Consider the following 22,750-nt stretch of genomic DNA (forward strand, 5'->3'; position numbering starts at 1 on the left):
TGGCCGGCGCCCGGGCGACGTCCGCACGTCGTGCACCTGCCCCTCGCCGACGAGCGGCTGCCGCTCGCCGCGGCCCGCAACCTCGGGGCGCGCACGGCCATCGAGCGCGGAGCCGACCTGCTCGTGTTCCTCGACGTCGACTGCATCGCCTCCCCCGGGCTCGTCCTCGCCTACGAGGAGGCGTCGCGGCGTCCACTCACCGAGGACGCGGTGCTCTGCGGACCGGTCTCCTACCTCCCCCCGCCACCAGCCGGCGGCTACGACCTGCACACGGTGCACGCCCTCGCGACCCCTCACGCCGCTCGCCCCTGTCCGTGCCCCGGTGACGTCGTGGTCGACACCGACGGGCACGACCTGTTCTGGTCGCTCTCCTTCGCCCTCACGCCGCAGACCTGGGAGCGGGTCGGCGGGTTCGACGAGGCGTACGCCGGCTACGGCGCCGAGGACACCGACTTCGGGCAGCGGGCGGCGGCCGCCGGGGTGCCGCTCGCGTGGGTGGGCGGCGCGCGGGCCTCGCACCAGCACCACCCGACGCAGACCCCGCCGGTGCAGCACCTCGACGACGTGCTCCACAACGGCCGCCTGTTCCGCGACCGCTGGGGGCGGTGGCCCATGCAGGGCTGGCTCGACGCCTTCGAGGAGCAGGGCCTGGTGCGTCGCACCGACGACGGGGACTACGAGAGGGCCGACGCGCCCGCGTCGGCCGTGGCTGCCACGATGGAGGCGTGACGTCCGTCTCCGTGGCCCTCGCCGCCCTCGCGGCGCTGCTGCCGATCACCAACCCGCTCGGGGCCGTGGCCGCCTTCGCGGCCCTCACCGAGGGACAGCCCGCCGACCAGGTGCGACGCCAGGCGTGGCGCACCGGCATCTACGTGGCGGCCATCCTGGGCGTCTTCGCGCTCCTCGGCAGCCTCGTGCTGAGCGCCTTCGGCATCACGATCGCCTCGCTGCAGATCGCCGGCGGCCTCGTCGTGGCGCACTCGGGCTTCGGCATGATCGTGCCGCGGGAGACGAGCACGGACGCCGAGAAGGAGCATGCCGCCGCGAAGGCTGACGTGTCGTTCTCGCCCATGGCGCTGCCGCTGGTGGCCGGGCCCGGGGCGATCGGCGTGGTCATCGCGCTGTCCGCGCGCCACCCCGACCCGCTCGACCGCGTCGGCATCCTCGTCGCGGGCCTCGCGATCGGTCTGCTCATCGCGCTCGCGCTGCGCTTCGCCACGCCGGTCGTCGACCGGCTCGGCCCGACCGGCATCGGCGCCCTCACCCGCGTGATGGGCTTCCTCATCCTCGCGATCGGCGTCGAGCTGTTCGTGCACGGCGTGCTGGCCGTCCTGCCCTCGTAGGCTCCTGCCCATGCGGGAGGCCGAGATCTTCGACGTCGACGGCACGTTGTGCGACGTCTCGGGCGTCCGGCACCACGTGCGTGGGGAGCGACGCAACTTCGAGGCGTTCCACGAGGCCGCCCTCGGCTGCCCGCCGCACGCCTGGGTCGTCGACGGCGCACGGGCCGCGGCGCGGGAGGGTCGGGCCGTCGTCGTGGTCACCGCCCGACGCGAGCACTGGCGCGCGGGCACGTCGTTCTGGCTGGCGCTGCACGACGTGCCGTCGGACCACCTGTACCTGCGCGGCGAGCACGACGGCCGCCCCGACGTCGAGGTCAAGCGCGACGTCCTGGCCCAGGTGCGCCAGCGCTACCGGGTCGTCCGCGCCTGGGACGACAACCCGAACGTGATCTCGCTGTGGGAGTCCGAGGGCATCGACGTCGTCGTCGTGCCCGGCTGGGACGACGAGCCGTCCCGCCCGTAGAGGCCGACGCGCCGCTCAGCGGCCGAAGGCGGCGAGGAGGTCGCTGACCATGGTGGTCGACTCCTCGGGGTGGCGCAGGGGACCGTCGGGGTGCACCTCGTAGCGGTTGCGACGTCCGACCTTGGTGCGCGTGAGGTACCCGGCCTCCTCGAGGTCGCGCAGGATCGTGCGGGCGGCGCGCTCGGAGATGCCGACCCGCTCGCTGAGGCTGGTGAGCAGGATGCCCGGCTCACGCGCGACGAGGACGAGCACGTGGCCGTGGTTGCTGAGAAAGGTCCACGAGGAGCGCTCCGACGTCACGCGCACAGCCTAGCCGCGGAGGTGTCGTGCCTCACGTCTGCCACACCGGCATCTCAATACCGGTATTGTGCTTCCCGTTAACGATCTCTCACCGCTCGGCGCCGGACGGGGTGGCGACACCGCGCGGACGAGATCCCCCTGCCAGCCCAGGAGTCCCCATGGATCTCTCCATGCTCAGCAACCTCACCGACCCGGTCATCCTGTTCTTCGTCCTCGGGCTGCTCGCCGGCACCCTGCGCTCGAACCTCGAGGTGCCGCCTGCCGTCACGAAGTTCCTGTCCCTCTACCTGCTCATGTCGATCGGCTTCAAGGGCGGCGAGGCGCTCGCGGCCACCGGCATCACCAGCACCGCCCTCACCGTGATGGGTCTCGCGGTGCTCCTGTCCGTCGTCATCCCGGTCGTCGGGTACCGCGTGCTGCGCCGTCGGGTGGCGCCCTTCGACGCGGCGGCGATCGCGGCCACGTACGGCTCCGTCAGTGCCGTCACCTTCGTCGCGGCGACGCAGTTCGTGACCTCGCGCGGCGACGAGCCGGGCGGCTACATGACCGTGGCGCTCGTCATGATGGAGACGCCCGCGGTGGTCATGGCCGTGCTGCTCGCCACCTGGGTGCGCGCGCAGCGGCAGGTGGCCGAGCCGGCCCTCGTGGCCGCGCGGGCCACCGACTCCGGACCCGACGCCCCCACGCCGCCGACGTCGGACCTGCCCCCGGCCGGCACCACCGTGGGCAGCGTCCTGCGCGGGGCGTTCACGGAGGGCACGTTCCTGCTCCTCGTCGGCTCGCTGGTCATCGGCGTCGCCTCCGGCTCGACCGGCGCCGAGACCATGGCACCGCTGCTGCACGACCTCTTCAAGGGGCTGCTCGCGTTCTTCCTGCTCGACATGGGCCTCGTCGTGGCCCGGCAGCTGCGCGAGGTCAAGGGGGTCCCGCCGTTCCTGATCGGCTTCGCCGTCGTGATGCCGCTCTTCGGCGCGACGCTCGCGCTGGTCCTGGGCGTCCTGACCGGTCTGTCCGTCGGCGACCTGACGCTGCTGACCGTGCTGGCCGCCAGCGGCTCGTACATCGTCGTCCCGGCCGTGGCGCGCCACGCGATCCCGGAGGCGCTGCCGTCGCGCTACCTGACGATGTCGCTCGGCATCACGTTCCCGTTCAACATCGTCCTCGGCATCCCGCTGTACCACGCGATCGCCGGGGTGCTCGCGTGAGCGCGGGCCTGCTGGCCGGCAAGGTCGTGCTGGTGACGGGGGTCGTCACCACCGAGAGCATCGCCTACGGCGTGGCCCGACGGGCCCGCGACCTGGGCGCCGAGGTCGTGCTCACCGCCCTCGACCGCGACCTCGAGCGCGCGACGGTGGCCGCGCAGTCGCTCGACGTCGACACCGTCCTCACCTACGACGTCACCCGACCGGGCGCGGGCGTGGAGCTGGTCGAGGCCGTCGGCGACCGCTACGGACGTCTCGACGCGGCGCTGCACGCCATCGCGTTCGCACCGAGGGCGGCGCTGTCGGGCTCGATGCTGGGGGTCGACCCCGCCCAGCTCGAGCAGGCGTTCCGCACGAGCACCGTCTCCTACGCGGAGCTGGCGGAGGTGCTGCGCCGTCTCAGTCCGGCGTCGGGGGCCAGCCTCGTCGGTCTCGACTTCGACGCCGCCGGCGCGTGGTCGGTCTACAACTGGATGGGGGTGTGCAAGGCGGGGCTGGAGTCGCTCAACCGCTACCTTGCCCGCGACCTCGGCGCGATCGGCATCCGTACCAACCTGGTGGCGGCCGGCCCCGTCCACACCCGCGCCGCCAGCGGCATCCCCGGCTTCGAGGAGCTGCTCGGCGCGTGGGAGCAGCGGTCGCCACTGCCGTGGGACCCCCGCGACACCGAGCCCGTCGCCGACTCGGTCTGCTACCTCTTCTCCGACCTCGCACGAGCCGTCACCGGCGAGATCCTGCACGTCGACGGCGGCTACCACGCCATGGCCGGCCCCTTGAGGGGACCGAGGCGGGGGTGAGGGGACGGCTGGACGCAGGATTCTGCCGTCCTGCGTCCAGCCCCGAAGGATGCTGCGTTCGTGACGGGATCCCGTCGCCAACGCAGCATCCTTCCACTCTTGGCCCGCGGTGGCGCACGATGGACGGGTGCTGCACCACCTCGACCACCTCGTCCTCACCGTCGCCGACGTCGACGCGACGGTCCGCTTCTACGAGGTCCTCGGGCTAGAGGCCCGGACCTTCGGCGACGGTCGAACCGCCCTGCACGCACCGGGCTGGAAGATCAACCTGCACGAGGCCACAGCGCCGATCGAGCCGCACGCCGTCGCTCCGACCCCCGGCTCGGCCGACCTCTGCTTCATCGTCGACCGCACCCTGGCGGAGGTCGAGCGGACGCTCACCGACGCCGGCGTGCCCATCGAGCTCGGACCCGTCGACCGGACCGGCTCCTCCGGACCGATCCGCAGCGTCTACGTTCGCGACCCGGACGGCAACCTCATCGAGCTCTCCGTCCCGCAGAAGGCGAAGGGCGCGTCCTGAAGGACGCCTCACGCCACGGAGCCGGTGAGGCCGCGCCGGACATCAGGTGCTGCCGACCTCGAACCACCGACGATTCTCGGACTCCTCCATCGGCGCGCACTCGGTCAGGGTGTGGTCCCGGGTCGGACCCTCGGGTGTCTCGAACCCTTGCGGCTCCCGGCGACGGGGGTCGACGAGCCAGGCCGCCTCGAGGTCGTCGCCGAGGAGCAGGTCCTCGCGGTACCAGACATCGTCCGGACGCTCGCCGAGCGCGTAGTCCACGTGCCACCACCACTCCACCGTCGGCGCGCGCCAGGGTCGCCACGGCGTGCGGACGAAGACGGGCACGCGACGTAACCTCGCCATCCCTGCCACGTCGTCGTCCAGATGCAGGCGGAGGAAGCGCTCACAAGCTCGGGGATCGGAGGACGCGGCGAGCGCCTCCATCGACAACCGGCGTGCCTTCCTCTCTCGCATCCACGCCGCGACGAGAGATCCGGCCGCAACGCTCGCCATGGGGAGAAGTGCGGAGTCGAGCAGGGGCGTCCCGGTGAGCACGGTGTGGAGGAGGACGACGACGAACGTGGCAACGAGCAGGGCCAACGCCCACGCTCCGCGTGGTCTGTGCTTCCGGAGGGCAGCGGAGTCAGTCACGGACGCGTCCGGCCTTGATGGAGCGGCGCGCTGCGCGCGGCTCGACCCCCGCGTGCCAGAGGGCGAGCGGCACGGCGAGCCGAGGGTCGTCGAGAGGCGCGTAGGCGCCGGGGACCGAGCGGCGCTTCATCTCCTCGAGGAGCAGCTCGGGACCCGCGTCGCCGTTCGTCCCACGCTTCTTCCATGCCGCTCGGTACGCCGCGGCGGGGGTCTGGGAGCGGTCGAGCCGGTCCAGAACCTCGCAGACGATGTCCAGAGCCACGAAAGAGCCGAGCATCGCCTGCCCCTCCCAGCCATCTCGATACCTGCTCCGTGCATTGAGACCGACCTTACGGTCCTCCGTCGAGGTCCACGGCACCCGACGATGCTGCGTTCACGACGGGATCCCGTCGCGAACGCAGCATCCTTCGACCGTGGCACGCGGACGCAGAGTCGTGCGTCCACCCCGGACTGCCCCCGGTCCCCCAGGACGCGCAGAGGCCCGGAGCATCCTCAGATGCTCCGGGCCTCGTCTGCGCGCCCGTAGGGATTCGAACCCCAAACCTTCTGATCCGTAGTCAGATGCTCTATCCGTTGAGCTACGGGCGCACGTCCCGAAGGACAGCGAAGAGTCTACGGGACGGCCCTCGGCGTCGTGCAACCGGGGCCGTCGCTACGGAAAGTCCCGCCCGGTCCACCGACAACAGGTGTCTGTTTGGTGAATCCGCCCAGGAACCACGTCTGCGACCACTACGGTGGGCGCAGCCGCCCCGTGGTGGGGCACCGTGGAGAGAGAAGGACCCATGACCAGCAGTCGTCTGGTGCTGCCGGCGCTGTGCGCATCCGCCGCACTCGTCGCCAGCACCGTCGGCCTCGTGGCCGCGCCCGCCCAGGCCGAGCCGACCGACGCCCCCTCGTCGTCCGCCGCGTGCGAGACCTACCCCGCCGACCAGCTCGAGGAGGGTCAGGAGGTCACCGGTCTCACCACCGCCGGCGTCACCCCCGGTCGCCCGTCGTCGAAGGTCGAGCCGGAGTCGTTCACCGGCACCTACCTCGACACCCTGAAGAGCGACGACGGCGACACGCTCGTCTTCGACCTCAAGGGCTCGCGCATCACCAAGGCCGACGGCACCATCGACGCCGGCGTCTGGTCGGGCATGTCCGGCTCCCCCGTGTACGCCGCCGACGGCCGTCTCATCGGCGCCGTCGCCTACACGTTCGGCGGCTCGCAGGGCTCCTCGATCGCCGGCGTCACGCCCGCCGCTGCCCTGCAGGCGCTGCGCGCCAACGGCGGCCAGGCGCCCACCAGCATCCGCCTGACGTCGCGCGAGAAGAACCGCCTCGTCGCCGCCGGCGCCGACCGCAGCGAGCTCGGCACCGGCGCGCGCAGCATCAAGCCCGTCACCGCCATCACGCTGCCCAGCAGCCTCGGCCGCGGCTACGCCAGCATCGCCAAGCGCGCCGGCAACACGGCCCGCACCGTCATCGCGGGCGCCAGCGGCGGTGCCGCCGCCGACGCACCCATCGTCGCGGGCGGCAACCTGGCCGTCGCCGACTCCTACGGGTCGATCGCCTCCTACGCGCTCGGCACCGCGTCGCTCGTGTGCGACGGCGACGTCGTCGGCTTCGGCCACCCCATGGAGTTCGCGAACGCCCAGCGCACCCTGCACAACGCGTCGACGGCACTGATCCAGGCCGACGGCGGCGAGTCGTACAAGCTGGCCAACCTGGGCGCCCCGCAGGGCACGCTCCTGCACGACGGCCTCGCCGGCGTGTTCGGTCGCCTCGGCGCACTGCCGCTCACCACGACCGTCACCTCGACGGCCTCGTCCGACGGCAAGCCGGCCCGCACCTACTTGTCGTCCGTCCCCAACCCGGACGCCCTGGCCGAGATCGCCGCCACGCACGCCTACCGCGACGCCGCCCTCGCCCAGGACCAGCTGGCCGGCGGCGAGTCGCTCGTGACCTGGACGGTCAAGGGCACGAGCACCGTCAACGGCAAGCCCGTCGAGATGCGCCGCACCGACCGCTACAGCCGCCGGGACTACCTCGCGGAGTTCGTCGGCACCGGTGTCGCGTCGAACATCGAGGCGCTGCAGGACAACCCGTTCTCGAACATCGACGTCACCGACGTGACCATCGACGACACCCTCACGTCGCCGTACAAGGCGCTCAAGGTCACGGCCGCCGAGCGCTACGACACGAAGAAGCGCCGCTGGGTGAAGCTGCGCGAGGGTGGCACCATCACCGCCACCAAGGGACGCACGATCAAGCTGCGCATCACCCTCGACCGCGCGAACCGGTACTCGAAGGCCACCAAGCGCTACGTGACCACCGAGGTGCGTCCCGCGTCGACCGCGATCGGCACGGGCCGCATCGTCATCACCGGTGGCAACACCAACAACTGGGACGACGAGGACTACTACTACGACGACTTCGCTCCCTGGGACGACGAGGACTACTACTACGACGACGAGGACGAGCTGTCGCTCCCGGCCAAGCAGCCGACGTCGGCGCAGGGCGTGGCCGACCAGCTCGCGAACGACGTGCGCAACGACGACCTCCTCGTGTCGCAGGACTACTTCACGAAGCCGTCGAAGCGCTCGAGCAAGCGCGTGCTGGTGAACCAGGACAAGCGCCTGCGCCAGACGTCGATCGTCGACGGACTGCTGTACTTCCGGGTCCGCTACCGCTGACCCCGCGTCACCCGCTGACGACGACGGCGCTGCCTCCCGCTCGGGGAGGCAGCGCCGTCGTCGTGGTGGCGGGACCGCTCAGCCGGTGTTGCGCAGACCAGCGGCGATGCCGTTGATCGTCAGCAGCAGCGCCCGCTCGGTCTCGGCCGACGGCGACTCCGCCGACCGGGCCCGACCGAGCAGCGACACCTGCAGCGCGTGCAGGGGCGCGAGGTAGGCGTCGCGCAGCTCGAGCGTGCGACGCAGCACCGGCGCCGACTCCAGCAGCGACGTCTGGCCGGTCACCCGCAGCACCTGCCCCACGGTGCGCTCGTGCTCGGCACGGATCACGTCCATCAGGTGGCGGGCGTCGTCGGGCACCAGCGCGTCGACGTAGGACGAGGCGATCTCGAGGTCGGTCTTCGCGAGCGTCATCTGCACGTTCGACAGGAACGTGCGGAAGAACGCCCACGACCCGTACATCTCGCGCAGCGTGTCCTCACGGCCGTCGTCGAACGCGGCCTGCAGGCCCGAGCCCACGCCGAACCAGCCGGGCAGGATGATCCGCGACTGGGTCCACCCGAAGACCCACGGGATGGCGCGCAGGTCGTCGAGGCCACCGGCACCGCCCGGGCGCTTCGCCGGGCGCGAGCCGATGTTCATCTTGCCCAGCTCGTCGACCGGCGTCGCGGCCACGAAGAACGGCACCAGCGCGTCGTCGCGCACGAGCGCGCGGTACGCCTGCTTGCCCTGCTCGGCGACGACGTCCATCGTGCCATTCCAGCCGTCGAGCACCTCGCGCGGCAGCAGCGACGTGCGGTGCAGCGCCGACGCCTCCACGACCGCGGCCAGCGCGCCCTCGAGGTTGTGCCGGCCGAGGCCGGGCAGGGCGTACTTGTCGGAGATGACCTCGCCCTGCTCGGTGATCTTGATGGCGCCGTCGAGCGAGCCGTACGGCTGGCTCATGATCGCCTCGGCCGTGGGACCGCCGCCGCGACCCACGGACCCGCCGCGACCGTGGAACAGCCGCAGCCGGACGCCGTGCTCGCGGGCGACGTCGCGCAGGGCGCGCTGGGCGCGGTGGATCTGCCACTGCGACGCGGCGATGCCGGCGTCCTTGGAGGAGTCGGAGTAGCCGAGCATGATCTCCTGCAGGTCGCCGCGCGCCGCGACCACGCGGCGGTACGACGGGTCCGACAGCAGCGCGTCGAGCAGGGGTCCGGCCGACTCGAGCTCGGCGACGGTCTCGAACAGCGGCGCGAAGCCGATGCGCGCCACCGGCTCCTCACCGGTCAGGTCGACGAGACCGGCCTCGCGGGCCAGGACGACGACGGCGAACAGGTCGTCCACGTCGTGCGTCATCGAGACGATGTAGGTCTCGACCACCTCCGGCCCGTACGTGTCGAGCGCGGTGCGGATGGTCTCCATGAGCGCCAGCGACGCCGACGCCGCGTCGCCGAGCCGCTCGCGGTCGGCGGCCGCCGCGGCACCCAGCAGCGGACGCGCGGACCGCAGCTCCTCGGCGAGCCGCTCGATGCGCTGCGGGCGCTCGAGGTCGCCGTACCCGGTCTCGCCGACCCTGGCGTAGAGGTCGGCGAGGGCCGCGTGGTGCTTGGCCGAGTGCTCGCGCACGTCCATCGTGGCCAGCCCCGCCCCGAACGTGACCGCGGTGCGCAGCAGGCGACGGATGGACCCGTTGCCGGTCAGGTCGTCGCCGGCCGCCAGCATCGAGTCGCGCGCGAGCGCGAGGTCGCGCACCAGCTCGTCGAAGCCGAGGTAGTCGCGACCGGGCTCGTGCGGGGTGTCGTCGACGAGACGGTCGCGGGTGCGCAGCAGCCGCACGCGCACGAAGCTCAGCTTGAGGCGGTAGGGCTCGTCGGCGTTGAGGCGACGGATCGTGCTCCACGTGATCGGCAGCGCCTCGGCGTCCTCCGCGAGGCTGTCGAGCAGCTCCTGGCTGGCCTCGACCACGCGCGTCGACGCGGTCATCTCGGTGAGCAGGTCGTCGACCATCGTCACCAGCTCGGCGAGCCCCGACGTGTGCTGCAGGTGCAGCACGTCGAGCGTGACCTCCGGCGTGACGTTCGGGTTGCCGTCGCGGTCGCCGCCGGCCCACGTGCCGAAGCGCAGCGGTCGCGCCGCCGGCGCCAGCTCGACGCCGACGCGCGCGGTCTGCCGGTCGAGCTCGTCGAGCAGGCCCGGCACGACCTCCGACGCGATCGAGCGCAGGTAGTAGACGGCGGTACGCGCCTCGTCGAGCGGCTCCGGCTTGACGACCCGCAGCTCGTCGGTCTGCCACAGCAGGTCGACCAGCTCGGCCAGACGTCGCTCGTCGGCCGCGGCGTGCGCGGCGGGGCGACGCGGGTCCTCGAGGTCGCGCACGACCTCGGCGACCTTGCGCAGCAGCCGCAGCACCGTGCGCCGGCTCGCCTCGGTGGGGTGGGCGGTGAACACGGGGCGGTACTCCACGCGGGTGAGCACGTCGGCCAGCTCCTCGGCCGAGAGGCTGCCGTCGGCGAGGGCCTCCTCGATGCGCCCGAAGGTGCTCGCGAGCGGGCCCTCGCTGCTCAACGTCAGCTCCTGCCAGCGGTGCAGCTGCTCGGTGATGTTGACCAGCTGGAAGTACAGGGCGAACGCCCGGGCCAGCACCACGGCGCGCTCGGGCTCCAGGCCGTCGAGCGCCTCACGCAGCTCGCCCGACCCCGCGCCGGGCCGTCGCGCGAGGTGCCGCACCCGCTCCACCAGCTCGAGCAGCTCCGCGCCCTCGTGGCGGGTGAGCGCCTCGCCCAGCAGCGTCGTCAGCTGTCGCACCGACGCCCGCAGCGCCGCGTGCTCCTCGTCGGACCCGACCCCTCCGGCGAAGAGGGCGACGTCGGGCTCACGGCGGTCGGACGCGAGGATCTGCTCGGTCGACCGGGCGCTGGGGGAGGTCATGGCACCATCCTGCCGTCCCGAGGTTTCTCGCGCGTGACGCCCGTCCGCCGTACGGACGAGTAGGCGCGGCGGACGAGCTACCCTGGTCGGTGGAACGTCCGCAGGCTGACGAGGGAGGTGGTTGCCGTGTCCGGTGAACCTCCCAGTCGACGACCGCGCTCCTGAGCGCCGTCGTCGCCCCGGTCGCCCGCACCGGGACCAGCACCGTCGTCAGCACCGGCCCGCCGCAGCCCTGCGGCCCACCCCGACGGAGTCCGTCATGTCCGATCGTTCCTTCACGTCCCTGCGCACCCTGACCACCCGCGTGCGCCGCCAGCACCCGACCCCCGACCGTCGCCGCGCGGACCTGCCGCCCGCGGACCAGACCACCGACCGCCACGCCGACGGTCGCGAGAGCCTCGTCGACAGCGCCGTCTACGTCGACGGCGACCGCGTCGCGTCGCCCCGCACGCTCGCCGACACCTACGGCGCACTGCGCGAGCACGCCGACGCCTTCGCGTGGGTGGGCCTCTACCGGCCCGACCAGCACGAGCTCGGGTCGCTCGCCGACGAGCTCGACCTGCACAGCCTCGCCGTGGAGGACGCGATCGTCGCCCACCAGCGGCCCAAGCTCGAGCGCTACGACGACACCCTCTTCGTCGTGCTGCGCGCCGCCCGCTACCTCGACGACGTCGAGGAGGTGGAGTTCGGCGAGGTGCACGTGTTCGTCGGGCCCGACTTCGTCGTCACGCTGCGGCACAGCGAGGCACCCGACCTGTCGGCCGTGCGTCGCCGGCTCGAGAGCAACCCCGACCTGCTGCGGCTCGGACCGGAGGCCGTGCTCTACGCGGTGCTCGACCGGGTGGTCGACGGCTACCTGCCGGTGGTGGCGGGCCTCTCCAACGACATCGACGAGATCGAGACGGAGGTCTTCTCCGGCGACCCACGCGTCTCGCGGCGCATCTACGAGCTGACCCGCGAGGTGATCGAGTTCCAGCGCGCCGCCGCACCGCTCGCACGCGTGCTGCGCTCGCTGGCCGGCGGCTTCACGAAGTACCGCATCGACGACGAGCTGCAGCGCTACCTGCGCGACGTCGAGGACCACCTGACCCAGGTGACCGAGCAGATCGACGGGTTCCGCCAGCTGCTGCGCGACATCATGACCGTCAACGCCACGCTGGTGGCGCAGAAGCAGAACGAGGAGATGAAGGCGCTCACGGAGGCCAGCCTCGACCAGAACGAGGAGGTCAAGCGGATCTCGGCCTGGGCGGCCATCCTGTTCGCGCCCACCCTCATCGGCACCGTCTACGGCATGAACTTCGACCGCATGCCCGAGCTGCACTGGCGGCTGGGGTACCCGTTCGCGCTGCTGCTGATGGGCTGCGTGAGCGTCGGTCTGTGGGCCGTGTTCCGTCGACGCCGGTGGATCTGACGCACCGTCAACCTCTCCAGATGCTCCGCACGGCGCGTTGAGATGCGCGTGCCTTCCAGGATGCTTACCGTCGAATCATGATCGCGGAGGAGTACCAGATCGCGTCGCCCCAGACGCGTGCCCAGCTGTGGGCGAGCCTCCTGCGTCTGGAGACCCTCGGCGAGTGGAGTGCCGTCGGCCGCTGCCTGTCCACCGACACCGACGTGCTCGCGCAGGCGCAGTCGTACCTGTGCGTCCTGCAGCACCGCGACGAGGAGCTCGACGCGTCGATCGTGGTCACCAACCTCGACCCGCCGCACGAGTTCGCACTGCGCACGGCGTCGGCGATGGCGGTCGTGAACGAGCGCATCGTGCTCGAGCCCGACGGTCGCGGCACGATGGTGCGCTACACGGCGGCGGCGACGTCGTCGATGTTCGGCCCGGCCGTCACGGTGTGGCTGCACGACCACGTGGCGCTCGTGCAGGAGCGGCTGACCCGCTTCGTCCAGCGCACCGACGCCTACGCGGTCGACGAGTCCTGACCCGCTACGGGGACGACGAAGCCCCGCCGCCTTCTCCAGGGGTGAGGAAGGCGACGGGGGTGCGATCATCGTAGCGGCGTGGACGGGTGCCGCGACAGCACCTGAGGGGGCCTGTCGCAGCACGACGTCACACCACCGCGTGCGGTCTGGGCCGCTGAGGCGGACGTTAGGCTGCGGCCATGAAGATCGCAGTGGTGGGAACCGGCTACGTCGGCCTCTCGAACGCCGTCATCCTCGCCCAGCGCCACCAGGTGGTGGCCGTCGACATCGACGCCGCCAAGGTGGAGCAGATCAACGCGCGCACGTCGCCGATCGAGGACGTCGAGCTCGAGCAGTACCTGGCCGAGAAGCCGCTCGACCTGACGGCCACGACCGACGCCGCGTCGGCGTACGAGGACGCGGCGTTCGTCGTGGTCGCGACGCCCACCGACTACGACCCGCAGTCGAACTACTTCAACACGCGCTCCGTCGAGAGCGTCGTGGCGGCGGTCGGCGAGGTGAACCCGGCTGCGGCGATCGTCATCAAGTCGACCGTGCCTGTGGGGTTCACGGCCCGCATCCGCGAGCAGCACCCGGACCTGACGATCCTGTTCTCGCCGGAGTTCCTGCGCGAGGGTCGGGCGCTGTACGACAACCTGCACCCGTCGCGGATCGTCGTGGGCGCCCGTACCGCCGAGGGCGAGGCGTTCGCGGAGCTGCTGCGCGAGGGCGCGCTGGAGGACGACGTGCCGGTGCTGCTGACCGACTCGACGGAGGCCGAGGCGATCAAGCTGTTCGCCAACACCTACCTGGCGCTGCGGGTCGCGTACTTCAACGAGCTCGACACGTACGCGGCGATCCACGGCCTCGACTCGCGGCAGATCATCGAGGGCGTGGGCCTGGACCCGCGCATCGGCAGCCACTACAACAACCCGTCGTTCGGCTACGGCGGCTACTGCCTGCCGAAGGACACGAAGCAGCTGCGCGCGAACTTCGAGGACGTGCCGCAGAACCTGATCGGCGCGATCGTCGACGCCAACTCGACCCGCAAGGACTTCGTGGCCGAGGACATCCTGCGCCGCGAGCCGAGGACGGTCGGCATCTACCGGCTGGTGATGAAGTCGGGCTCGGACAACTTCCGCGCCTCGAGCATCCAGGGCGTCATGAAGCGGCTGAAGGCGAAGGGCATCGAGGTGCTGGTGTACGAGCCGCTGCTGCCCGTCGAGCCGTTCTTCGGCTCGGAGGTCCTGCGCGACCTCGAGGAGCTGAAGCGTCGCAGCGACGTCATCGTCGTCAACCGCCACACCCCCGACCTCGCCGACGTGGCCGACAAGATCTACACCCGCGATCTCTTCGGCAGCGACTGACCCCCCGACCGCTGCTCGAGCGGCCCACCCGACCGCTGGTCGAGTAGCGCGGAGCCGCGACGAAGGAGCGTGCTCCGTGCGTATCGAGACCACTTCAGGCAAACGCTGGGGGCCGGCCCCCGCTGAGCCGCCGCCGAACGGTCTCGCTCCGTCACAGGGACCCCACCGATCGACCAGCGGCGGGTCTCGTTGGTCGAGTAGCGCGGAGCCGCGACGAAGGAGCGTGCTCCGTGCGTATCGAGACCACCCCACACCACCGCTGGGGACCGACCCGCGCTGAGCCGCCGCCGAACGGTCTCGCTCCGTCGCAGGGACCCCACGGCTCGACCACCGGCGGGTCTCGTTGGTCGAGTAGCGCGGAGCCGCGACGAAGGAGCGTGCTCCGTGCGTATCGAGACCACCCCACACCACCGCTGGGGGCCGGCCCACGCTGAGCCGCCGCCGAACGGTCTCGCTCCGTCGCAGGGACCCCACGGCTCGACCAGCGGCGGGTCTCGTTGGTCGAGTAGCGCGGAGCCACGACGAAGGAGCGTGCTCCGGGCGTATCGAGACCACCCCACACCACCGCTGGGGGTTGGCCCGCGCTGCTCGGCTGCCGGGTGGTCTCGATACGCAACCACGGCGCTCGTCCCTCGCGCGCGGCCGCTACTCGACCAGCGGCGGGTTTCGTTGGTCGAGTAGGCCGACCGGCGACGAAGGAGCTCGGTCGGACGTATCGAGACCACTCCAGGCAAACGCTGGGGGTCGACCCTCGCTGAACCGCTGCCGACTGGTCTCGATACGTCAGGACCTCGCAAGCTCGTCCTGACTACTCGACCAGCAAAACCCACCGCCGGTCGAGTAGCGCGGAGCCGCGACGAAGGAGCGTGCTCCGGGCGTATCGAGACCACCCCAAGCCGACGCTGGGGGTCGACCCGCGCTGCTCGGCTGCCGGGTGGTCTCGATACGCAGCCACGGCGCTCGTCCCTCGCGCGCGGCCGCTACTCGACCAGCGGCGGGTTTCGTTGGTCGAGTAGGCGACGTCGCTGGGGGCACCTCCCGCTTGCAGGGCCGAAGGAGCTCGGTCGGACGTATCGAGACCACCCCACGCCATCGCTGGGGGCCGGCCCACGCTGAGCCGTCGCCGAACGGTCTCGCTCCGTCGCAGGGACCCCACGGCTCGACCAGCGGCGGGTTTCGTTGGTCGAGCAAACCACCCCACCCCACGCCACCGCTGGGCGCTGGCCCACTCCGATCCCGTGCCGAGCGGCCGCGCTCCGTCGCAGGGACCTCGCACGCCCTGCCCGTCCCGTGGCCGAACGCGTCATCCGACCCAGCGCGCGACCCGGTACTCGACGTCGCCGTGCTCGTCCTCGACAGCCCAGGCGACGGTGTCGTCCGACGCGTGCACGACGCTGAGCCCCGGAAGGTCGCCGAGTCTCCAGATGTCGTGGTCGTCGAGGTCGAGCAGGTACTGGCCCGCATCACCAGGGGCAGACCCGTTGCCCCAGACGGCGAACGTATCGGTGAGCTGCAGGCTCATGGTCGGCAGACCGGGCTGGTGCAGCTCGACAGCCTGCTCGTCGCCCGTGGCACGGTCGTGGACGACGAGTGACGAGCGCCCGTCGTCACCTGCCACGACCCACGAGAGATGCGTCGGCGTCGCAGCAAGCGCGTTGACCTGCTCACCGTCGTCGAGGGGGATGGTGAGAACACGGTTCGACGAGCCCGTCTCAGGGTCGACACTCAGCACGTGCGCGGGGCCACCGTCCGCCCGCCCCTGGGAACGTGGCGAGCTGAGGACGAGCAGGTGCGCGCCGTCCGAGGCGGGTAGCTCGACGTCCTTGAGTCGGCGCACCTCGCCGTGACCGTCGAGGTCGCGTCCGAGCACGACCTGGCGGACGTCGCTGCCACGACCGTCCGTGGCTGCCCAGTAGGCCGTGCTGCCGGCGATCACGGGGCGCGTCTCGCCGACGGCTCGCGCGACGCTGTCCGTGAGCCGACGGGAGTCGCCGAGGAGCGTGCGACCTCTGCCGTCGCTGGACCACACACGCCAGTCGAAGGCGTCCATGCTGGTGCTCGACGTCTCCACCCACACCCGATGCCGTCCGTTGTGTGAGAGCGCGGTGACCTGCGTGGCGCGCGACGGCGCCGTGTCGTACGAAAGCGTCCGATCCCCCGCGTCACCCAGGGTCCCGACCCGAGGCGTCCCGAGGTCCGTGCCGCTTCCTTGGGCAGTGGCGATGTCGAGGTCGCCCGACGCCTGCGTCCCGAGCACGGTGATTTCAGGGCGACCCGGCCGGGTGCCGAGGACCCGTAGCTCGTCGGCGCCGGCCGGCTGTGCGTCTGGCAGGGCTGTCAGAGTGGGTCTGGCCGACGGGGCAGCGTTCTTCGACGGGGCCTGCGGGGAGCAGCTGGTGAGCGTGGCGGTGGCGACGAGCGTCGCCACCGCCACGCCGACGACGCGCACGGTCACCAGGCGATCCCGTTGTGGCGCAGCCACTGCGACGTGAACGAGCTGGTTCCCCACTCGAAGTAGGGCACCGTCCCGTAGCGGTCGCCCCAGATGCTGGACGACGGATCAGCGATCTGCAGGACGTCGCCGTTGGTGTGGTACCCGTAGAAGACGATCCAATGGCCGAGGGTCTGGTTGACCGGGTGTCCGTTGTAGTGCCGCTCACCGGCCAGCTCGACCGTGTCGGCGGCAACCGGCATCCCCTTGCGGCCGATGTTCGAGAGCACGGCCGACCGCACCTGGCTGCTGGTCGGGGTGTTGAGCTGTTGGTAGTGGTCGGCACCGAGCCAGGCGTTCAACCCCTTCACGAAGTTGCCGCTGCCCCAGGTCGTCTTGCCGTTGGCCGCGGTCTTCATGTGGCTGGAGTTGCCCATCGCGTCCTGCGACAGCGCGGCACCCGTAGCCCTGCTGGCGGTGGAGACGTTCCGCGCGGCGAGGTAGGCGTGGGCGATCATCTGGCCGGACGCAGGGCCGCAGAAGTAGCCGTTCTTCTGTCCCCAGTGCTTGAACGGGAGCTTGCGTGCAGCAGGTGTCGGGGTGGGGACGTCGTCAGACGTGGCGGCGGTCCGTGAGGTACTGGTCGAGCCGACGGAGTCGAAGGTCTGGGCGGAGATCTCTCCTCGCTCCACCTTCTCCTGCAGCTGCTTCTGCTGGGTGATCGTCAGACCCGCCGCAGCGGGCTCGACGTCCACCGCCTGGGCGGGGAGTGGTCCGAGCGCGAGCCCTGCCGCGGCGAGTGACAGCGTCGCTCCCGCGGTGGCACGCCTCAGGGTCGGACTGATGGGCATGGCTTCCTCCTTCGGCCCGCCCGGCGCGGGCCACCGCTCCACCGTCCCGGCGGTCGCTGCGAAACCACTGCGACGCGGTCGCAGCCGTTCGTCGGACGCAGACGCACGCGGCCCCGCCCAGCAGGTGCTGGGCGGGGCCGGGTGGGGGCGGGTGTCAGGGCAGGACGTTGAGCAGGGCCCTGCCGGCGGCGAGCAGCTCGGCGACGCGGTCGGTCGCCAGCGCGTACTCGACGGTGCCGCCGCGTCGGGTCGACGTCACGAGGTCGGCCCGACGCAGGACGGCCAGCTGCTGCGACAGCGACGACGACTCGACCTCGATGTCGGCGAGCAGCTCGCGTACCGCCATCGGCCGGTCCTCCAGCAGCTCGAGCACCCGGATGCGGACCGGGTGCCCGAGCGTGCGGAAGAGCTCGGCCTTGCTGTGGTGCAGCGGCGCGCTCGTGGCGGACACCGGCTCAGGCGTCGTCGAGTGCCGCGGCGACGCGGCGGTGCGCCTCCCAGATCTCCTCGGGCAGTCCGTGGAACTGCTCCAGGTGCACCTGGCGGTGCCCGATCTCCTCGCGCCAGCGGTCGACGTCGATCGTGAGGATCGTGTCGAGGTCGGCCAGGGCCTGCTCGTCCAGACCCTCGAGGAGCAGCTCGTCGCGCTTCGGGATGACGCCGACAGGCGTCCGCTCGCCCTCGACCTCGCCGTTCATGTACTGCATGAGCCACACGAGCGGGCGCAGGTTCTCGCGGTAGCCGGGCCACAGGAAGCGGCCGTCGTCGCCGCGCTGGAACCAGTTGACGTGCGCGAACACGGGCTTCTTCTGGGCGCGGGAGAAGACCTCGAGCCAGTGGGCGGCGTAGTCGCCCTCGGAGTAGGACATGAACGGACGCATCGACATCGGGTCGTAGCGCAGGACGCCCTCGAGGCCGTCGGCGGCGGCCGTGGCCTCGGCGCCGAGGGTCAGGCCGTCGTAGACGCCCTCGGCGACGTCGTCGATGGCGCGGACGAGCGGCTCACGGTCGCGGGTGCGGCCACCGAAGATGACACCGTGGATCTCGACGCCCTGCGGCTCCTCGAAGTCCTTCGCGACGTTGGGCACGTTCTCCAGCGTGGTGGTGAAGCGGCTGTTGGGGTGGGCCCACGGCGCGTCGACCTCCTCGCCCTGACGGTCGGCGATGAGGTCGCCCTTCCAGTCCTCCCAGCCGTCGAGGTCGGTGGGCTTGTCGCCCTTGCCCTCCCACCAGACCTCCTGGGTCTTGGGGTTGTAGGCGACGTTGGTGAAGATGGCGCCGGTGCCCTCGACGATGGAGTCGACGGCGGTCGGGTTGGTCTTCTCGTTGGTGTCCTTCGCGACGCCGAAGACCCCGTTCTCGGGGTTCATGCCGTAGAGCTTGCCGTCGTCGCCGACCCACAGCCAGGCGATGTCGTCGCCGTAGAACTCGACGTAGTAGCGGTCGCCGAGGGCGTCGGGGGCGAGCGTCATGGCGAGGTTGGTCTTGCCCGACGCGGACGGGAAGCCGCCACAGATGTGGTACTTCTTGCCGGTCTCCTTGTCGACGATGCCGAGCAGCATGAACTGCTCGACGAGGAAGCCGTTCTTCCAGCCGTCGTAGGAGCCCTGGCGCAGGCCGTGGGCGATCTTGCCGAGCAGCGCGTTTCCGCCGTAGGAGGAGCCGAAGTGCAGGATGGTGCGCTCGTCGGCGACGGTGACGAAGTACCGCTTGTCGTCGGGGGTGCCCTGGCCGAGGTTCTCCAGGTCGCCGGTGACGTGCACGGCGCGGACGAAGGAGTCGCCGAGGTCGTTGATGTACTCGGCGCCGACGCGGGCCATGCGGATCATCTGCAGCACGACGTTGCGGTTGTCGGTGAGCTCGACGCCGGCGGCGTACTCCTCGAGGGGCGAGCCCTTCGGTGCCATGAGGTAGGGGATGACGTACATCGTCTTGCCCTCGGAGGCGCCGGTCATGAGCCCGACCAGCTTCTCCTTCATCTCGGTGGCGGGGCGCCAGTTGTTGTAGACGCCCTTGTCGGCCTCGTCGTGCGTGGCGACGATGGTGCGCTCCTCGGCGCGTGCGGTGTCCTTGAAGTAGGAGCGGGAGTAGTAGCGACCCTCGCCGGCGGGGAGGAGCTCCCCGGCGTCGAGCGCCTCCTGGATGAGTCGGGCGTCGTCGGCGGCCGAGACGACCTCGATCTGCGAGGCGCCGGTCACCCCCGCCCAGTGCTCCACGTACTCGCGCACGTGCGTGTTGGTCAGTCCGGCCTTGTCGAGCGCCGCCGCCACGTCTGCCATCGTGTCGTTTCCTCTCGTTGCCCCGTCCGGGGACACGTTCCGGGGGGTCCTCCCCCGCAATCGGTTGGAGCGACCGTACCGGAGTTGAAGAACTTTTCATCTACCTGGTCGTAACAAGTGGGAAATGTCACGGGTGCCTGACCGTCGCTGAGCCTGCACTGTCAGTCGTCGAGGCGGCCGCGAGTCGGCGCCCGCCGACGACTCTCGCGGCGCATCGCCCGCCGTGGTTGAGATTTCAACGGTTTTTCGCGCTGCGGACCCGACGGACCGGACCTACCGTTCAGGAATGCTCATCGACGGTCACGAGATCGAGTCCTCGCTCGCCCGCGAGCGACTGTGGGACGAGCTCGTGTCCCTGGAGAACATCTCCGAGTGGAGCGCGCTGGAGGAGTGCGTGTCCACTGACAGCACGGTCCTGGATCCTGCGTCGTCGTACGTGTGCAAGCACCACAACGGCCTGCACGGCGTCGACGCGACGGTGCACGTCGCGGACTTCAGGGCGGGTCAGTGCCTCGCGCTGCGCACCGAGACGCCGATGGCGGACCTGCTGGAGACGATCGAGCTGCACGACCACCTGACAGGCAGCCGCCTGACGTACTCGGTCGACGCGACGTCGGCGTCGTTCGGTCCCGCAGCGACCGTGTGGCTGCACCGCCACGTCGTGTTCGTCTGCGAGAAGCTGAACCAGTTCGCCAACCGCGAGCTGGTGTGACCTGGTCGGTGAACAAAATTTCAACCAAAAGTTGGTCAGAACCTGTTCAGTGAATAGGTTAGGGACATGTCCCTCCTGATCAACCAGCAACCGACGCCCTCGGGGACGCCGGTGCCGCTGGCGAACCCTCGGCCCGTCTGGGTCGGCTGCCTCTGGGACCACGGCGGCGAGCAGGTCAAGGAGCTCGTGCCCGCCATGGCCACCCACACCTACGAGAGCCTCGTGCTCTGCGACTTCTGGGATCCGCGCACAGGCGCGAACCGCCTGCACTGGATGGAACGCGAGTTCGTCCGAGATCGTCCGACGTCGATCGCACCACCGAAGCGACCGACGTCCGAGCATCCTGCCGCTGCACCGTCGCCGAAGTTCGACGTCGGCAGCTGATCCTTCGCACGCGCCGCCGGCGGCGACCACCGTTGCTCCCGGTGCTGCTCCCTCCGCAGCACCTCTGACCCGGTCGGTCGCCGCCGGCGTCTTCATGTGCGCCGTCCCCCCGAGGGAGCGTGCTCCCCACCACGGACCTGCACCCCTGGTCACGTCCGTGGACGGCGGTCTCGTTCGCCTCACATGGCGAGGTCCCTGACGAGCGCACCCCGTGCGCCCGGTTCGGACGGCACCGGCTCGAACCAGGCGGCGACGTCGATGTCGGCGCGCCACCGTCCGAGCCAGCGTCGCGACCGGCTCACCCCGGCCACGAGGGCCGCGACGTCGGCGACGTCGACCAGCGCCGCCAGCCGGTGCGGGCCGAGACGCGACCACCGGCCGTGGTGCCGGTGGTCGGTGGCGCCCAGCTGGTCGTCGAGGACGGCCCGCACCAGGGCGAGGCTCAGCTCGGCCTCCACGTCGCGCAGCGCGCCGCGGTCGCACTGCACCAGCTCGTCGACGATGACCTCGGCCACCAGCACGCGCGGCGACGCCGCGAGGCACACCCGCTCGAGCTGGCGGCGCAGGTTCTCCGCCCCCGGCGTGCCGGTGAGCGGGTTGTCGACGTCCTCGCCGCGACGGCAGCGCTCCTTGGTCCACGCCTCGAGCGCGGCGCGCGCCACGTGCGGCGTGGCCGGCGAGCGACCGGCGGCGAGGAGGGTGTCGTCGATGCAGGCGAGCAGGCCGTGCAGGTCGGCGCCCTCCTGGGCGTGCAGCCGGCCGAGGCGTGCTGCGAGCGTGGGCTGCCAGCCGCCGCCAGGCGTGCAGCGCGCCAGCAGTCCGGCGACGTGTGCGATGTCGTCGCCGTGGCCTCCGACGAGACGCAACGTGGGGGGTCGGTAGGGCAGGGCTCGGACGCTCACGGTGTACCGCTTCCTCTCGCCCCTGGAACGACGGGACGTTCCCGCCGGCGAGAGGGAAGGAGTCGGTCACGGTGGGACGATCACGCGGATCCCCTTGATCTTTTGTCCGAATTTTGCGTGACGGGACGTCGACGACGCACTCTTGGTGACAGGGCTACCCCCCAGATCCCCTTGTTCACCAGCCGAATGGCGACCCATGCCTGACCTCTTCCTCGACCCGAGCGACGCCGAGCTGATCCAGCGCTACCGCGATGGAGACGACGACGCCGCAGGTCCTCTCTTCGAGCGCCACCATCCCCCGGCCGTCCGTCTCGCGACGGCGCTGGCCGGCCGCTCCGCCGCCGACGACCTCGCCTCCGAGGCGTTCGTCGGCGTGCTGCGCGCGATCCGCAACGGCGCCGGACCGGAGTTCGCGTTCCGCCCCTACCTGCTCACGTCGGTGCGCAACGGCTTCTACCGGGCGTCGAAGGCAGCGTCGCGGGTCGACCTCTACGAGGACGTGGACGAGGCGCCGGTGCCGGCGGCGGGCGACGGCGTGGACCTGCGCGAGGAGTCGAGCCTGCTGGCCCAGGCGTTCGCGACGCTCCCGGAGCGGTGGCAGGCGGTGCTGTGGCACACCACCATCCACGACGAGTCGCCCGAACAGGTGGCGCAGACGCTGGGGATCCGCCCGAACGCGGTCTCGTCGCTGGCGCTGCGCGCCCGTGAGGGCCTGCGGAACGCGTACCTCACCGCGCACCTGGGCCAGACCGACGACCCGGAGTGCCGCGAGGTGCGCGAGCTGCTGCCGGCCTACGACCGCGGGAAGCTGCGGCCGCGCGCGCTGGCCAAGGTCGAGGCGCACCTCGAGCACTGCGAGGGCTGCAACGAGGCCGCGCTGATGGTCGGCGGCATCACCGCCAACCTGGGCCTGCTCCTGCTGCCCGCGCTGCTCGGCGCGCCGGGCGTGGCCGCGTTCGGCGCCACGAGCAGCACGGTGGGTGCCGGTCTGGTGGCGACGTCGTCCACGACCGGCGGTTCGTCGTCGGGCAGCTCGTCGTCGTCCGGCGGTGCCGCTGGCGCGTCGG

22 protein-coding genes and 1 tRNA gene are annotated in these 22,750 nt (G+C 71.3%); 13 read left to right on the forward strand and 10 right to left on the reverse strand.

From position 1 onward, the window contains the following. The 3 genes from NH339_RS10675 to NH339_RS10685 all read left to right on the forward strand — a co-directional run. Window positions 1–729, forward strand: a 729-nt coding sequence (locus NH339_RS10675; protein WP_253025141.1) for a glycosyltransferase family 2 protein, incomplete at its 5' end; no start/stop codon positions are given. Beyond that, window positions 726–1,343, forward strand: coding sequence for a MarC family protein (locus tag NH339_RS10680; protein ID WP_253025143.1), 618 nt, complete (start codon window positions 726–728; stop codon window positions 1,341–1,343). The genes NH339_RS10675 and NH339_RS10680, both read left to right, overlap by 4 nt. A 10-nt stretch (window positions 1,344–1,353) precedes the next feature. Beyond that, on the forward strand, window positions 1,354–1,806 hold the full coding sequence (locus tag NH339_RS10685) for a hypothetical protein (RefSeq protein WP_067860537.1): 453 nt from the start codon (window positions 1,354–1,356) through the stop codon (window positions 1,804–1,806). Window positions 1,807–1,821: 15 nt separating this feature from the next. Here NH339_RS10685 and NH339_RS10690 read toward each other — a convergent pair whose 3' ends face one another. Continuing rightward, window positions 1,822–2,106, reverse strand: coding sequence for a winged helix-turn-helix domain-containing protein (locus NH339_RS10690; RefSeq protein WP_067860540.1), 285 nt, complete (start codon window positions 2,104–2,106; stop codon window positions 1,822–1,824). 158 nt (window positions 2,107–2,264) lie between these two features. Here NH339_RS10690 and NH339_RS10695 point away from each other — a divergent pair, with 158 nt between their 5' ends. The 3 genes from NH339_RS10695 (at window position 2,265) to NH339_RS10705 (ending at window position 4,625) form a co-directional block, all read left to right on the forward strand. After that, on the forward strand, window positions 2,265–3,311 hold the full coding sequence (locus NH339_RS10695; RefSeq protein ID WP_253025145.1) for a sodium-dependent bicarbonate transport family permease: 1,047 nt from the start codon (window positions 2,265–2,267) through the stop codon (window positions 3,309–3,311). Further along, a complete protein-coding gene (locus tag NH339_RS10700; protein WP_253025147.1) occupies window positions 3,308–4,105 on the forward strand; it encodes an SDR family oxidoreductase in 798 nt (265 codons plus the stop codon). Before NH339_RS10695 ends, NH339_RS10700 begins: the two co-directional genes overlap by 4 nt. 127 nt (window positions 4,106–4,232) lie before the next feature. Next, window positions 4,233–4,625, forward strand: a complete 393-nt coding sequence (locus NH339_RS10705) for a VOC family protein (protein WP_253025149.1) — start codon at window positions 4,233–4,235, stop codon at window positions 4,623–4,625. 42 nt (window positions 4,626–4,667) lie between these two features. On the opposite strand, the gene NH339_RS10710 is transcribed toward NH339_RS10705, so the two are convergent. The 3 genes from NH339_RS10710 to NH339_RS10720 all read right to left on the reverse strand — a co-directional run bounded on the left by NH339_RS10710 (window position 4,668) and on the right by NH339_RS10720 (window position 5,846). Beyond that, on the reverse strand, window positions 4,668–4,952 hold the full coding sequence (locus tag NH339_RS10710) for a hypothetical protein (RefSeq protein WP_253025151.1): 285 nt from the start codon (window positions 4,950–4,952) through the stop codon (window positions 4,668–4,670). A gap of 298 nt (window positions 4,953–5,250) precedes the next feature. Beyond that, a complete protein-coding gene (locus NH339_RS10715) occupies window positions 5,251–5,535 on the reverse strand; it encodes a hypothetical protein (protein WP_253025153.1) in 285 nt (94 codons plus the stop codon). A gap of 238 nt (window positions 5,536–5,773) precedes the next feature. Next, window positions 5,774–5,846: transfer RNA gene (locus NH339_RS10720), tRNA-Arg, on the reverse strand. A gap of 194 nt (window positions 5,847–6,040) precedes the next feature. Here NH339_RS10720 and NH339_RS10725 point away from each other — a divergent pair. Continuing rightward, window positions 6,041–7,933, forward strand: coding sequence for a hypothetical protein (locus NH339_RS10725; RefSeq protein ID WP_253025155.1), 1,893 nt, complete (start codon window positions 6,041–6,043; stop codon window positions 7,931–7,933). Between the two features lie 78 nt (window positions 7,934–8,011). Here the strand turns inward: NH339_RS10725 and ppc are convergent, their stop codons facing one another. Next, window positions 8,012–10,846, reverse strand: coding sequence for a phosphoenolpyruvate carboxylase (gene ppc, locus NH339_RS10730; protein WP_253025157.1), 2,835 nt, complete (start codon window positions 10,844–10,846; stop codon window positions 8,012–8,014). 259 nt (window positions 10,847–11,105) lie between these two features. On the opposite strand from ppc, the gene corA reads away from it, so the two are divergent. The 3 genes from corA (at window position 11,106) to NH339_RS10745 (ending at window position 14,124) form a co-directional block, all read left to right on the forward strand. Then, on the forward strand, window positions 11,106–12,257 hold the full coding sequence (corA, locus tag NH339_RS10735) for a magnesium/cobalt transporter CorA (RefSeq protein ID WP_253025159.1): 1,152 nt from the start codon (window positions 11,106–11,108) through the stop codon (window positions 12,255–12,257). Window positions 12,258–12,334: 77 nt separating this feature from the next. Next, entirely contained in the window at window positions 12,335–12,778 is a 444-nt protein-coding gene (locus tag NH339_RS10740; RefSeq protein WP_253025161.1) for a hypothetical protein, read from the forward strand. Between the two features lie 179 nt (window positions 12,779–12,957). Beyond that, window positions 12,958–14,124 (forward strand): nucleotide sugar dehydrogenase, encoded by a 1,167-nt coding sequence (locus NH339_RS10745; RefSeq protein WP_253025163.1) that lies wholly within the window; start codon window positions 12,958–12,960, stop codon window positions 14,122–14,124. Between the two features lie 1,303 nt (window positions 14,125–15,427). Here the strand turns inward: NH339_RS10745 and NH339_RS10750 are convergent. The 4 genes from NH339_RS10750 to NH339_RS10765 form a co-directional block, all read right to left on the reverse strand. Next, window positions 15,428–16,174, reverse strand: a complete 747-nt coding sequence (locus NH339_RS10750; RefSeq protein WP_253025165.1) for a hypothetical protein — start codon at window positions 16,172–16,174, stop codon at window positions 15,428–15,430. A gap of 401 nt (window positions 16,175–16,575) precedes the next feature. Further along, entirely contained in the window at window positions 16,576–17,406 is an 831-nt protein-coding gene (locus tag NH339_RS10755; protein WP_253025167.1) for a C39 family peptidase, read from the reverse strand. Between the two features lie 154 nt (window positions 17,407–17,560). Further along, complete coding sequence (locus NH339_RS10760) at window positions 17,561–17,857, reverse strand: helix-turn-helix transcriptional regulator (RefSeq protein WP_067860570.1); 297 nt, start codon at window positions 17,855–17,857, stop codon at window positions 17,561–17,563. Between the two features lie 4 nt (window positions 17,858–17,861). Continuing rightward, complete coding sequence (locus NH339_RS10765) at window positions 17,862–19,685, reverse strand: phosphoenolpyruvate carboxykinase (GTP) (RefSeq protein WP_253025169.1); 1,824 nt, start codon at window positions 19,683–19,685, stop codon at window positions 17,862–17,864. Between the two features lie 286 nt (window positions 19,686–19,971). On the opposite strand from NH339_RS10765, the gene NH339_RS10770 reads away from it, so the two are divergent. Further along, window positions 19,972–20,397 (forward strand): hypothetical protein, encoded by a 426-nt coding sequence (locus tag NH339_RS10770; RefSeq protein WP_253025171.1) that lies wholly within the window; start codon window positions 19,972–19,974, stop codon window positions 20,395–20,397. A gap of 66 nt (window positions 20,398–20,463) precedes the next feature. Continuing rightward, entirely contained in the window at window positions 20,464–20,781 is a 318-nt protein-coding gene (locus tag NH339_RS10775; RefSeq protein WP_253025173.1) for a hypothetical protein, read from the forward strand. A 179-nt stretch (window positions 20,782–20,960) separates the two neighbouring features. Here the strand turns inward: NH339_RS10775 and NH339_RS10780 are convergent, their stop codons facing one another. Beyond that, window positions 20,961–21,683, reverse strand: coding sequence for a hypothetical protein (locus NH339_RS10780; RefSeq protein WP_253025175.1), 723 nt, complete (start codon window positions 21,681–21,683; stop codon window positions 20,961–20,963). A 196-nt stretch (window positions 21,684–21,879) separates the two neighbouring features. On the opposite strand from NH339_RS10780, the gene NH339_RS10785 reads away from it, so the two are divergent. Beyond that, the coding region (locus NH339_RS10785) for a sigma-70 family RNA polymerase sigma factor (protein WP_253025177.1) at window positions 21,880–22,750 on the forward strand (871 nt) is incomplete at its 3' end.

The organism is Aeromicrobium sp. CnD17-E (assembly GCF_024124745.1).
Taxonomy (GTDB): Bacteria; Actinomycetota; Actinomycetes; order Propionibacteriales; family Nocardioidaceae; genus Aeromicrobium.